Source organism: Streptomyces viridosporus (assembly GCF_002078235.1).
Taxonomy (GTDB): domain Bacteria; phylum Actinomycetota; class Actinomycetes; order Streptomycetales; family Streptomycetaceae; genus Streptomyces; species Streptomyces viridosporus.
Genome location: NZ_MSGP01000074.1, coordinates 1 through 12,596, shown reverse-complemented (window position 1 = coordinate 12,596; position 12,596 = coordinate 1). Strand labels below are relative to the sequence as shown.

Genomic DNA, 12,596 nt, shown 5'->3' with positions numbered 1-12,596 from the left:
CGACAGGGGTGACGGGGGCGAGAGGGAAGCGCGTGCCGGCCCGGCGGGAGCGGTGCGATGAGGGCCCCACGACCACAGCGACACCACGACACCGGCGGCCACAGGGGGAGAGGCGCATGACGACCACGACGACGGATCCGGCACCGGAGCGGCTGCGGCGGTGGCGGCTGGTGCTCGGCGGGGACGGGGCCGACGGGACCGGGTGCGCGCTGTCCGGGCGGGACGCCGCGATGGACGGCGCCCTCTCCGCGCTCTACGGCAAGGGCGGCGAGCCGCAGACGGGACGGGAGCGTTCGGCGGGCCTCGGGGCGTCGGCGCCCTCGGTGGCGCGCTGGCTCGGGGACATCCGGACCTACTTCCCCTCCTCCGTCGTCCGGGTCATGCAGCGCGACGCCATCGACCGGCTCGGACTGGCCACCCTGCTGCTGGAACCGGAGATGCTCGAGGCGGTCGAGGCCGACGTCCACCTCGTCGGCACGCTGCTGTCGCTCGGCAAGGCGATGCCGGAGACGACGAAGGAGACGGCACGGGCGGTCGTGCGCAAGGTCGTCGAGGACCTGGAGGAGCGGCTCGCCACCCGCACCCGAGCCGCCCTCACCGGCACCCTCGACCGCAGTGCCCGCACCGACCGGCCGCGCCACCACGACATCGACTGGAACCGCACGATCGCGGCCAACCTCAAGCACTACCTCCCGGAGCACCGGACGGTCGTGCCGGAGCGGCTCGTCGGCCACGGGCGTGCCGCGCGGTCGGTGAAGAAGGAGATCGTCCTCTGCATCGACCAGTCCGGGTCGATGGCGGCGTCCGTCGTCCACGCGGCGGTGTTCGGGGCGGTGCTCGCGTCCATGCGGTCGATCAGCACGCGGCTCGTCGTCTTCGACACGGCGGTCGTCGATCTCACCGACCGGCTCGACGACCCCGTCGACGTGCTCTTCGGCGTCCGGCTCGGCGGCGGTACGGACATCAACCGGGCGCTGGCGTACTGCCAGTCGCGGATCACCCGGCCCGCGGAGACGGTGGTCGTGCTGATCAGCGACCTCTACGAAGGGGGGATCCGCGACGAGATGCTCAAACGGGTCGCGGCGATGAAGGCGTCGGGGGTGCAGTTCGTGGCGCTGCTCGCGCTCTCCGACGAGGGGGCGCCCGCGTACGACCGCGAGCACGCGGCGGCGCTGGCCGGGCTGGGCGCGCCGGCGTTCGCCTGTACGCCCGACCTGTTCCCGGAGGTGATGGCGGCGGCGATCGAGAAGCGGCCGTTGCCGATACCGGATACGGCGTGAGCCGGGGCGGCGGAGGGGGCCGGGGGGACGGGTCGGCGGCGAGCTGCCACCCGTCGTCGTCCGTCGCGCGCCGGCCGAAACGGACATGACCGGCCATCGGTGACGGAGGGCTTGCGTTCCCTCGGGAGGCGCGTGCGAAGATCGGCGCCGTTCGAATCCGAATGCGTGAGGCGCCCTCCTCCTCAATCGACCACTCGACGTCTCACGCGACGCGCGACGCGTCTCTCCCCGCCCCGCCGCTCGGGAGGAACCGCCCCTCTTGTCCTGGTCAGCAGCGTTGTCCGGTGCCGCTCCGCGCGCGATGCGCGCCGCGGCCGGGCGGCGTGCGCTCGAAGCGGTGCTGCTGGTGGGCGCGGTGTTCGTGCTCGGGATGCTGTGCGGGGAGCGGGCACAGGCGGCGGACGGCGTGCCGGGGGAGACCTCGTCGCTCTCCCTCTCCGCCGACACCGTCGAGGCCGTGGTGCCCCCTCCGGTGAACGGCGTCCCGACGGCGCGGCTGAGCGGGGAGGCCCAGCGGGCCGCCACATCGGTCGCCCTGACCGCACCCGCCACCCCGACCGCACCGGCCACCCTGACCGCACCGGCCATCCCGACCGCACCGGCCGACTCCCGGAAGCGCGGGGCGGCCGACCCGGCCCGTCCGCCGACCGGGGCCCTGGCCGGGTCCGTGGATGAGCGGGCCGTGCGGCCGGTCGGGGAACTGGTGGGCGCGGTGACGGGCCGGCCGGCCGAGTCCCCGGGGAGACCGCCCCTGCTGCCCGAGCTGCCCGAGCTGCCCGGGCTGCCCGACCTGACGCGGCCCGCTCCGCTGCCGGGCCTTCCGGAGGCGCCCACGGTTCCTGGGCACGGCCTCCCCGCGCCGCTCACGCCCGCCCCGGAGCCGGGGGCGTCCGCTCCGCGGCCGGAAAGCTCGACCACCTCGACGCCATCGACACCGCCGATACCTCCGTCGGCCGGCCCGTCCGGCCCGCCCGTTCCGCCCGTCCCGGCCGGACGGGCTGGAACCGCGGTGCCCGTCGCGTTCGTCCCGGAAGCCGCCGACGCAGGCGGTGCGACGCGCGGCGACGACGGACACGGGCACGGGCACGGCACCCCACGGGGCGCCGTGCACACCGACCCGGCACCCCACGCCCCCGGCGCTCCCGCCGACCGGCCGGACGGGACGGCGGGCAACGGCACGCCACGGCACGGCGACACACCCGTCGTGACCCCGTATTCCCACCCGTCGCCCCGGCTCGTCCCCGGCGCCGTCGAGCGCGCCGAGGCGGCCGGGACGCAGGACCGGTACCGGGACGTCCCCGTCTCACCCGCTTAGGGGCGACCGCTTCTCCCGCCGTGCGCGCGTCCGTGCGGGGACATGACGGACCCGCCCGTCCGGATGCCCGCCCGTGGCCGGCCGGACGGTCGTCCTCCGTGTCCGACTCCACGCCCCGACGGCCGGACCCACTGTCCCCGGCCTCCGGGCGCGTCCGGGCCGACGCGGGCGTACCCGCCGGTCACGCGGTCACGCGGTGACGCGATCACGCGGTGGCCGGAGCCGAGGGACTCGCCGAGTCGGCCACCCCGCGTGCGACCCGTACCTGACTCACGAGTAATAAATGACTCCGCGGGGCATCAGACCTCGGACGACCGAAAGCCGACGGCGCGTCCGGTCGAAACCCCGCGGACGGGGCGATCGGCCTCCATTGGGGTGGAGGCGGATCGCCCGCACCCCGGGAGGGTGTGGCGTTCGCCGCTCCTCCGGGCTGTTCCACGGGCCTCACCGGGTCAACCCCAGCCCGGTGAGGCCCTTTACCGTCGGCACGCCGTGCCAGGGAGGACGGCATCATGTGACAGGTATCACCGCTCACGTGTGACCCGCGATTTAGAGAGGCCCGCCGTGCGGCGATAACCTGCGAGATGGACATGCCGCGCGCTCGGACACCGTGTGCGCCTCCCTTGTGACAACAGCGGACGTCACGTTGCCCTTCGCGGCACGCCCACGCATCCAACGAACCGCGAGATCACTGATAGGGACGGAAGCGCGTGGACCTGTTCGAGTACCAGGCGAGGGACCTCTTCGCCAAGCACGGTGTACCGGTGCTGGCCGGTGAAGTCATCGACACGCCTGAGGCGGCGCGCGAGATCACCGAGCGCCTGGGCGGCAAGTCGGTCGTCAAGGCCCAGGTGAAGGTCGGTGGTCGCGGCAAGGCCGGTGGTGTCAAGCTGGCCGCCACTCCGGACGAGGCCGTCGCCCGCGCGACGGACATCCTCGGCATGGACATCAAGGGCCACACGGTCCACAAGGTGATGATCGCCGAGACCGCTCCGGAGATCGTCGAGGAGTACTACGTCTCCTTCCTCCTCGACCGGGCCAACCGCACCTTCCTCTCCATCGCCTCCGTCGAGGGCGGCATGGACATCGAGGAGGTCGCGGCCACCCGCCCCGAGGCCGTCGCCAAGATCGCGATCGACGCCATCGACGGCGTGGACAAGGCCAAGGCCCAGGAGATCGCGGCCGCCGCGAAGTTCCCGGCCGAGGTCGCCGACCAGGTCGCCGACGTCCTCGTCAAGCTGTGGGAGGTCTTCGTCAAGGAGGACGCCCTCCTGGTCGAGGTCAACCCGCTCGCCAAGGTCGCCTCCGGTGACGTCCTCGCCCTCGACGGCAAGGTGTCCCTGGACGACAACGCCGAGTTCCGCCACCCCGAGTTCGAGGAGCTCCAGGACAAGGCCGCGGCGAACCCGCTCGAGGCCGCCGCCAAGGAGAAGAACCTCAACTACGTCAAGCTCGACGGCGAGGTCGGCATCATCGGCAACGGCGCCGGTCTCGTCATGAGCACCCTGGACGTCGTCGCCTACGCCGGCGAGGCCCACAAGGGCGTCAAGCCCGCCAACTTCCTGGACATCGGCGGCGGCGCCTCCGCCGAGGTCATGGCGAACGGCCTCGAGATCATCCTCGGCGACCCGGACGTCAAGTCCGTCTTCGTCAACGTCTTCGGCGGCATCACCGCCTGCGACGCCGTCGCCAACGGCATCGTGCAGGCCCTGGAGCTGCTCAAGAGCAAGGGCGAAGAGGTCGACAAGCCGCTGGTCGTGCGTCTCGACGGCAACAACGCCGAGCTGGGTCGCAAGATCCTCACCGACGCCAACCACCCGCTCGTTCAGCAGGTGGACACCATGGACGGCGCGGCCGACAAGGCCGCCGAGCTGGCTGCTGCCGCGAAGTAAGGGACGAGGTCACACAACACCATGGCTATCTTCCTCACCAAGGAATCCAAGGTCATCGTCCAGGGCATGACCGGCTCCGAGGGCCAGAAGCACACCCGGCGCATGCTGGCCTCCGGCACCAACATCGTCGGTGGCGTGAACCCGCGCAAGGCGGGCACCAGCGTCGACTTCGACGGCACCGAGGTACCGGTCTTCGGCACCGTCAAGGAGGCCATCGAGAAGACCGGCGCCGACGTCACGGTCATCTTCGTCCCGGAGAAGTTCACCAAGGACGCGGTCATCGAGGCCATCGACGCCGAGATCCCGCTCGCGGTCGTCATCACCGAGGGCATCGCGGTGCACGACACCGCCTCCTTCTGGGCGTACGCCGGCAAGAAGGGCAACAAGACCCGCATCATCGGCCCGAACTGCCCCGGTCTGATCACCCCGGGCCAGTCGAACGCCGGCATCATCCCGGCCGACATCACCAAGCCGGGCCGCATCGGCCTGGTCTCGAAGTCCGGCACGCTGACGTACCAGATGATGTACGAGCTGCGCGACATCGGCTTCTCCACCTGCGTCGGCATCGGCGGTGACCCGATCATCGGCACCACCCACATCGACGCCCTGAAGGCCTTCCAGGACGACCCCGACACCGACCTGATCGTCATGATCGGCGAGATCGGCGGCGACGCCGAGGAGCGGGCCGCGGCCTTCATCAAGGAGAACGTGACCAAGCCGGTCGTCGGCTACGTCGCGGGCTTCACCGCGCCCGAGGGCAAGACCATGGGCCACGCCGGCGCCATCGTCTCCGGCTCCTCCGGCACGGCCCAGGCGAAGAAGGAGGCCCTCGAGGCCGCCGGCGTCAAGGTCGGCAAGACGCCGACCGAGACGGCGAAGCTGGCGCGCGCCGTCCTCGGAGGCTGAGCACGGCCGCGCGGGCCGGGACCCGCACGGCACGGACGGGCCCGTTCCCCCAGGGGGACGGGCCCGTCCGCGTTCCCCGGCCCGGCGCGGAGCCTCACCGCGGCTGCGGCGCCAGCCGCTCCGGTCCGTGCAGCGGTTCCTTCCGGAGCTTGGTGCGCAGCTTCCGCTGCTTCTCCGACAGCGGGCCGGGAGCCACCCTCGGTGGTACGTCCCGGACCGTCTCCCCCGGCGGCACCGACGGCTCGTGGCCGGCCGGAGGGGTGCGCAGGGAGAGTGCCGTGGTGCCGAGCAGGACGACCACGAAGGCGAGGGCGAACCGGGTCCAGAAGCGGGCCCGGCGCTCGCAGCCGTCGCGCGCCGCCGACGGTCCGGCCGTCCGCAGCCGCTCGGTGGAGGCCAGCTCGGCCAGCCGCCGGTGCAGCACCAGCGGATCCGACAGTTCCGGCAGCCGGGCGGCGATGGCCCGGCGCGCGTGCAGCAGCCGGCCCGCGGTCGCCGGGGTGCTGGCCTCCGTCTCCGCGGCCGTGTCGGGCAGACCGAGGCCGACCCCGTCGTGCAGCAGGAGCGCGCGGCGGTACGACGGCGGGAGCCGCAGCACGACCTTCAGCAGGGCGCGGTCGGACGCGTCGGAGAGCGGCGGTTCGGGACGCCGGTGGCGGGGGCGGAACCGGTGCCAAGGGGAGAGCGCCCACTCGTGCGTCGCCGCGCGCACCCAGCCGGCCGGGTCCGGGTCGCGGGCCACGTCGGGCCAGCGCTCCCAGGCCAGCTGGAAGGCCCGCTCCACGGACTCGCGCGCCAGATCGCGACGGCCGGTCAGCAAATACGCCTGCCGGACGAGGGAGGGGGCGCAGAACGCGTACAGCGCGTCGAAGGCCTGAACGGGTGTCAGGTCGGACACCGGGCCGAGGGGGTCCTCCTCCTCGGGCGGAACCCACGAGGGGACCCTCGGCGAGGACAGCGAGGACAGCGAGGACAGCGAGGACAGCGAGGACAGCGAGGACAGCGAGGACAGCGAGGACAGCGAGGACAGCGAGGACAGCGAGGACAGCGAGGACAGCGAGGACGGCGAGGACGGTGAGGACGGCGGGGGCGCCTGGGTGAACGCCGAGGACCTCGCCGCGGCCCGGCCGCGGCGTCCGCCGGAGACGGACTTCCCCGGGCCCACCGCCACCACGGCCGCGTCCGGCTCCTCAGGGCGATCGGCCGGGGCGGAATCCGGAGCCCCCGTCCGCGCCGGGGACTCCGCCAAGGCGGCCAGCAGCTTCGCGTACGCCTCCCGGTTCCGGCCGCGCGGCGTGGTGCGGCCGGACTCCCACGCGCGCACCGTTCCGAGGGCGACGCCCAGGCGCGCGGCGAGCTGATCGGGTGACAGCGAGCCCGCCTCCCGCAGGCGCCGGCGTTCCTCGAGTGGGGGAAGGGGGGTGGCAGGCCTCCGTGTCACCGGTCACCCCTCCGGGCAAGAAAGTACATAAACGTATATTGAGCGACACAGCGGAGCTTGGCCCGTTACACGGAGAAGGCGCGTGTCGTTGGGAGCATGGCGGACGTGATCCAGACGACCGTTCGCCGATCGACGCCGGCCCTCCTGCTCACCCGGATGCGCGGCCGCTCGCCCGGACTGGCCGCCGGCCTCATCGGCGGCGTCCTCGCGGCCGGGCTGGGGCTCGCGGCGTTCGCCGTGCTCGTGATCCTGCTGTGGATCAGCTCGCCCTACCCCGACAGCGGAGCGGATGGCGCGCTGCGCATCGCGGCGGCGCTGTGGCTGCTGGCGCACGGCGCCGAACTCGTCCGCGCCGACACGCTCTCCGGCCTCCCCGCACCCGTGGGCGTCCCGCCGTTGCTGCTGCTCGCGCTGCCGGTGTGGCTGCTGCACCGGGCGGCCCGCGACGCCGCGGACGGGGACGCGACGGGCGGTGCCCCGCTCACCCCCGGCCGGACGGTGTGGGCGGGCGTCGTCCTCGGCTACCTCGCCGTCGGCGTGCCCGCCGCGCTCTACGCCGCGGGCGGGGTGCTGCGGCCCGCGTGGGCGTCGGCCGGGGTGTGGGTGCCGCTGGTCGCCGCGGTGGCCGCCGGGGCCGGGGTGCGGACGGCGTACGGCGGTCCGAACGGACCGCTGGAGCGGGCGCTGGGCAGGGTGCTGCCGAGGGAGGCGCGCCACCTGGTCCTCGGCCCGGACGGCCGCCCCGGCGTCGCGGCCAGGGCGGCGGTGGCCGGCACGGCGGTCCTGGTCGGGGGCGGGGCGCTGCTGCTGGCGGTGTCGCTGGGCTGGCACGGCGGGGAGGCCCAGAGGACCTTCCTGCAGCTCACCGAGGGCTGGTCGGGTCGGCTGACGGTGCTGCTGCTCGGCATCGCGCTGGTGCCGAACGCCGCGGTGTGGGCGGCGGCGTACGCCCTCGGCCCCGGTTTCCTCCTCGGCACCGGCACCCTCGTGACCCCGCTCTCCTCCGCCCCCACCCCGCTGCTGCCGCCGTTCCCGCTGCTCGCCGCGGTACCGGACGCGGGGGCGGGCACACCGGTGAACTGGGCGGCCGGGGCGGTGCCGGTGCTGGCCGGGGCGGTCACGGGATGGTGCGTGGGACGGGGCGCGACGAGGAGCGGGGACGGGAGAGGACCGGAAGGGAGGAGCCCGGACGGGAGGGAACCGCGGGGCGAGCGGCCCGGGCGGTCGCCCGGCGCGTCCTGGTCGCGCCGCCGGACCGCCCGGGCGGCGGTCCTGGCGGCCGTGCTGTGCGCGGTCCTGCTGGCGGTGCTCGCGGCGCTCGCGGGCGGACCGCTGGGAGTGGCCGCGCTCTCCCGGTTCGGGCCGGTGTGGTGGCAGGTGGGGGGCGCGACGCTGGTCTGGGTCGGACTGGTGGCGGTCGTGACGGCGCTGGTGGTGCGGGCCTGGCGGTGCCGCACCCCCCGCGACGGGCGGGCGGAGCGGGCGGAGCGGACGCCGGGGATCGTCGGACCGCGCGGAGAGCCGCACGGGGGCGGACCGAAGGGCGGCGGTCCCGCGGTCGGTCGGCGACCCCGGGTGCCGTGGCGCCGGACTCGGGCCCGAGGGACCCGCGTCACAGAGGCCCCGGAGGACGACCGGGCGGCCACGGGAGGGCGTCCGGCCGCGCGGGGGCCGCGGGCGGCATGGCGCTCGCTACGGGCCGGGGGTGCCCGTTTCGCGCGGGCCCCGAAGGCCCCACCGGCCACGGGCAGGAGTGCGGACGGGGGCGGCGGTGACTGCGGCCCCTACGACTTCCTGCACGACGATTTCCTGCACGACGACTTCCTGCCCGCAGGCCCCCCTCCCGCCCCGCCCGGCCCGGTCCGCGAACCGTGACCCGGCGGCCCGTCCCGGGCCTCGGGCCGCCCGGCCCCGGGCAGCCCGCCGGGCGACCCGACCGGACGACCGGACGCTCGCGGCGTCACCGCGCGCGTCAGTCGGTCGTCCCCAGGAAGTCGCGCAGCTCCTTCGGCAGGAGGGTGCTGCAGGAGTCCCTCGCCTCCTGGGTGAGCGCGTCGTTCGTGCAGGTGTAGTAGTCGCGGTAGACCAGCTGGGCCGCGAAGGACGCGGCGACCAGGGCGAGCGCCAGGGAGGCCGTCACCAGGCCGCTCACCGCGGCCGTGGTCTGCGGGCGGCCCGCCGGCCGGGGCGCCGGGGAGTCCGGGTCGGGCGTGCGCGGCTTGGTCCGCAGGGCGCTGATGCCCCAGTACAGGGCGAACGCGCCCAGCGGCAGCGCGACGTAGGGCCAGCCGAAGAGGGCGAAGAAGAAGGCCCACATGCCGCCCAGCAGGGCGTAGCGCGCCCGGCGCTGGGCGGGGTCCGTGGGGTCCCAGCGCGGGCCGGGGACCGGGCCGCCGCCCTGGCCCTCGGGGCCGCGCGGGCGCTCGCCGAAGCCGCCGGGGGAGCGGCCGGGCTGCCGGTCGCTCCAGTTGCGGCCCCAGGGGGAGCGGTCGCCGTTCCCCCGGGAGTCGTCGCCGCCCTCGTCGCCGGACGGGTGCCTCGGCTGCCAGGGCCGGTCGGGCGTGCCCTCCGGCGGCGGTGCGAACGGATTGTCGTCCTGGGAGCCGCGGCGCCGGTCGTCGCCGCCCTCGTCCCGGGACGCGTCGGGCGGCGAGGTGGGGCGCTCCCGCAGCAGCACGGCGTCCCGCTCCCCTCCCTGGGGCGACTGCTGGGGGAACGTGAGGAATCGCAGGCTGCGGTCCGACATCAAGTGAGCGTCTTCCCCTTAATGAAGCACGGCGTGGTCCGGCGCTGCCGCCTCGCACGACGTATCGACTACGACTGGGCTGGTGAGCCGGCGCGTTCCCGTCGGCTCTGGGGCCCGGGTCCGTCATCGTGTGAACGCCTGGCGCGCAGGTGACGTTCCCCCGTACCCCGAACGATCCCGAACCGGCTCTTCCCAGACGCTACCTTCCGGCCACGCCCCCGTCCCGTGGGGGCCGCCCGGTGTGCCGGTATCGTTGCTGACGGTCGGCCGCTTCGTAGGCTTCCCCGTATCCGGGGGCGCGAAGCATTCGGACGAAGACACAAAGCGCTGTGCTGCCGACCGCACGGACGCTCCCCGAGAAAGGGCCCCACCGTGGCCGCCAAGCCCGTGGCCGAGCGCGCCAGGCGTCTCGTCGTGCTGGTCTCCGGATCCGGCACCAATCTGCAGGCGCTCCTCGACGAGATCGCCGCCACCGGCGCCGAGGCGTACGGGGCCGAGGTCGTCGCCGTCGGCGCCGACCGCGAGGGCATCGAGGGGCTGGCCCGTGCCGAGCGCGCGGGGCTGGCGACCTTCGTCTGCAAGGTCGGGGACCACCCGACGCGGGAGGAGTGGGACGCCGCGCTCACCGACGCCGTGGCCGCCCACGAGCCGGACCTCGTGGTGTCCGCCGGGTTCATGAAGATCGTGGGGAAGAGGTTCCTCGCGCGCTTCGGCGGGCGGTTCGTCAACACCCACCCCGCCCTGCTGCCCAGTTTCCCCGGAGCCCACGGTGTGCGGGACGCGCTCGCGTACGGCGCCAAGGTCACCGGCTGCACCGTCCACTTCGTCGACGACGGCGTCGACACCGGGCCGATCATCGCGCAGGGCGTGGTGGAGGTCCGGGACGAGGACGACGAGAGCGCTCTGCACGAGCGCATCAAGGAAGTCGAGCGAAGGCTGCTCGTCGAGGTCGTGGGGCGGCTCGCCCGCAACGGCTATCGCATCGAGGGACGAAAGGTAGTTATCCAGTGACCGCCGAGAGCAACAAGCGGGCCATCCGACGGGCGCTCGTCAGCGTCTACGACAAGACCGGCCTCGAGGACCTCGCGCGGGGCCTGCACGAGGCCGGCGTGGAACTCGTCTCCACCGGGTCCACCGCCGCCAGGATCGCCGCCGCCGGCGTCCCGGTCACCGGGGTCGAGGAGCTCACCGGCTTCCCCGAGTGCCTGGACGGCCGGGTCAAGACCCTGCACCCGAAGGTCCACGCCGGCATCCTCGCCGACCTGCGCCTGGAGGACCACCGGCGGCAGCTCGCCGAGCTGGGCGTCGAGCCGTTCGACCTCGTCGTCGTGAACCTCTACCCGTTCCGCGAGACCGTCGCCTCCGGCGCGACGCCCGACGAGTGCGTGGAGCAGATCGACATCGGCGGCCCGTCCATGGTGCGCGCCGCCGCCAAGAACCACCCCTCGGTCGCCGTGGTCACCAGCCCCGGCCGCTACGCCGACGTCCTCGACGCCGCGAAGAACGGCGGCTTCGACCTCGCCGCCCGCAAGCGGCTCGCCGCCGAGGCCTTCCGGCACACGGCGGCCTACGACGTGGCCGTCGCCTCCTGGTTCGCCTCCGCGTACGCCCCCGTCGACGACTCGCAGTTCCCCGACTTCCTGGGCGCCACCTGGGAGCGCGCGCACACCCTGCGCTACGGCGAGAACCCGCACCAGCCCGCCGCCCTCTACGTCGACGGCACCGGCGGCCTCGCCGAGGCGGAGCAGTTGCACGGCAAGGAGATGTCGTACAACAACTACACGGACACGGACGCCGCGCTGCGCGCCGCCTACGACCACGACGCGCCCGCCGTCGCGATCATCAAGCACGCCAACCCGTGCGGCATCGCCGTCGGCGCGGACGTCGCCGAGGCGCACCGCAAGGCGCACGCCTGCGACCCGCTGTCCGCGTTCGGCGGTGTGATCGCGGTCAACCGCCCGGTCTCCCGGGAGATGGCCGAGCAGGTCGCCGAGATCTTCACCGAGGTCGTCGTCGCGCCCGACTACGAGGACGGCGCGCTCGAAGCCCTCACCAAGAAGAAGAACATCCGCGTCCTGCGCTGCCCGGACCGCCCGTCCCGCCCGGTCGAGGTCAAGCCCATCGACGGCGGCGCGCTGCTCCAGGTCACCGACCGGCTCCAGGCCGAGGGCGACGACCCGGCGCACTGGACGCTCGCGACCGGCGAGGCGCTCGACGCGCAGGAGCTGGAGCAGCTCGCCTTCGCGTGGCGGGCCTGCCGCGCGGTGAAGTCCAACGCGATCCTGCTCGCCAAGGACGGCGCCTCCGTCGGCGTCGGCATGGGCCAGGTCAACCGCGTCGACTCCGCGAAGCTGGCGGTCGAGCGGGCCGGCGCCGAGCGCGCGGCCGGTTCCTACGCCGCCTCCGACGCCTTCTTCCCCTTCCCCGACGGCCTGGAGATCCTCGTCGAGGCCGGGGTGAAGGCCGTGGTCCAGCCCGGCGGTTCGGTCCGCGACGAGCAGGTCGTCGAGGCGGCGCGGAAGGCCGGCGTCACGATGTACTTCACGGGGACGCGGCACTTCTTCCACTGAGCGAGGACGCCGGAACGCGCGGCCCCCGGCCCCCCCGTGCGAGGGGGCCGGGGGCCGCACGCCCGTGCCGCGCCGGTCAGCAGGCGGGCAGGCCCGGGATGGGCTGGTAGTTGCCGCCGCCGGACACCTTCGTGGCGGGGAACCAGCCCCAGCCGCCGTTCGCGTAGGCCTTGTCGCCCTGCGTCCACAGCCACCAGTTGTTGCGGGCGCTGCCGACCGGCGGGTTCTCGTTGGCGAACTTCTGCTGGCAGACGAACCAGTTGTCGCCGGCGTAGAGGTGACCCGTCCTGGTGTCGCCCACGCCGATGTCGGCCGCCTGGTAGTTGTGACAGTAACGCGCCGTGTACGTCGCGCCGTTCGGGCCCTTCTTCGGTCCGGCGTTCCCCCAGCAGCCGTCCGCGGCCGACGCGCTCGCCGGTGTGAGGACGACGGCGCCCGCCGCGAGG

The 12,596-nt window shown here is 74.3% G+C and carries 10 protein-coding genes; 7 read left to right on the top strand and 3 right to left on the bottom strand.

Annotated elements, in window-relative coordinates:
* The first annotated feature begins 116 nt into the window (after nucleotides 1-116).
* The 4 genes from B7L92_RS05405 to sucD all read left to right on the top strand — a co-directional run bounded on the left by B7L92_RS05405 (nucleotide 117) and on the right by sucD (nucleotide 5,393).
* Nucleotides 117-1,280 (top strand): VWA domain-containing protein, encoded by a 1,164-nt coding sequence (locus tag B7L92_RS05405; protein WP_081236339.1) that lies wholly within the window; start codon nucleotides 117-119, stop codon nucleotides 1,278-1,280.
* Between the two features lie 259 nt (nucleotides 1,281-1,539).
* Entirely contained in the window at nucleotides 1,540-2,595 is a 1,056-nt protein-coding gene (locus tag B7L92_RS05400) for a hypothetical protein (RefSeq protein ID WP_143626240.1), read from the top strand.
* A 710-nt stretch (nucleotides 2,596-3,305) separates the two neighbouring features.
* Nucleotides 3,306-4,487 (top strand): ADP-forming succinate--CoA ligase subunit beta, encoded by a 1,182-nt coding sequence (gene sucC / locus B7L92_RS05395; protein ID WP_004984282.1) that lies wholly within the window; start codon nucleotides 3,306-3,308, stop codon nucleotides 4,485-4,487.
* A gap of 21 nt (nucleotides 4,488-4,508) precedes the next feature.
* Complete coding sequence (gene sucD, locus B7L92_RS05390) at nucleotides 4,509-5,393, top strand: succinate--CoA ligase subunit alpha (RefSeq protein ID WP_004984280.1); 885 nt, start codon at nucleotides 4,509-4,511, stop codon at nucleotides 5,391-5,393.
* A gap of 94 nt (nucleotides 5,394-5,487) precedes the next feature.
* Here sucD and B7L92_RS05385 read toward each other — a convergent pair whose 3' ends face one another.
* Complete coding sequence (locus B7L92_RS05385; protein ID WP_081236337.1) at nucleotides 5,488-6,834, bottom strand: helix-turn-helix domain-containing protein; 1,347 nt, start codon at nucleotides 6,832-6,834, stop codon at nucleotides 5,488-5,490.
* A 96-nt stretch (nucleotides 6,835-6,930) separates the two neighbouring features.
* Between B7L92_RS05385 and B7L92_RS05380 the strand changes: the two genes are divergently transcribed.
* Nucleotides 6,931-8,709 carry a cell division protein PerM gene (locus tag B7L92_RS05380; protein WP_255310761.1) on the top strand — a complete coding sequence of 593 codons (1,779 nt, stop codon included), beginning with the start codon at nucleotides 6,931-6,933 and terminating at the stop codon, nucleotides 8,707-8,709.
* Between the two features lie 97 nt (nucleotides 8,710-8,806).
* Here the strand turns inward: B7L92_RS05380 and B7L92_RS05375 are convergent, their stop codons facing one another.
* Complete coding sequence (locus B7L92_RS05375) at nucleotides 8,807-9,580, bottom strand: hypothetical protein (protein ID WP_081236336.1); 774 nt, start codon at nucleotides 9,578-9,580, stop codon at nucleotides 8,807-8,809.
* A gap of 372 nt (nucleotides 9,581-9,952) precedes the next feature.
* Here B7L92_RS05375 and purN point away from each other — a divergent pair, with 372 nt between their 5' ends.
* Together purN and purH are read left to right on the top strand one after the other, a co-directional pair.
* Entirely contained in the window at nucleotides 9,953-10,591 is a 639-nt protein-coding gene (purN, locus tag B7L92_RS05370; protein WP_081236335.1) for a phosphoribosylglycinamide formyltransferase, read from the top strand.
* Nucleotides 10,588-12,150: a bifunctional phosphoribosylaminoimidazolecarboxamide formyltransferase/IMP cyclohydrolase gene (purH, locus tag B7L92_RS05365; protein ID WP_081236334.1), complete on the top strand. Its 1,563-nt coding sequence runs from the start codon at nucleotides 10,588-10,590 to the stop codon at nucleotides 12,148-12,150. Before purN ends, purH begins: the two co-directional genes overlap by 4 nt.
* Nucleotides 12,151-12,226: 76 nt before the next feature.
* On the opposite strand, the gene B7L92_RS05360 is transcribed toward purH, so the two are convergent.
* Nucleotides 12,227-12,596: hypothetical protein (locus B7L92_RS05360; RefSeq protein WP_081236333.1), on the bottom strand; the 370-nt coding region annotated here is incomplete at its 5' end.

Bases quoted from the DNA above. Each gene is read 5' to 3' on its own strand.
- B7L92_RS05405 (WP_081236339.1), top strand. From the start codon at position 117: ATGACGACCACGACGACGGATCCGGCACCGGAGCGGCTGCGGCGGTGG.
- B7L92_RS05380 (WP_255310761.1), top strand. From the start codon at position 6,931: ATGGCGGACGTGATCCAGACGACCGTTCGCCGATCGACGCCGGCCCTC.
- B7L92_RS05375 (WP_081236336.1), bottom strand. From the start codon at position 9,580: ATGTCGGACCGCAGCCTGCGATTCCTCACGTTCCCCCAGCAGTCGCCC.
- sucD (WP_004984280.1), top strand. From the start codon at position 4,509: ATGGCTATCTTCCTCACCAAGGAATCCAAGGTCATCGTCCAGGGCATG.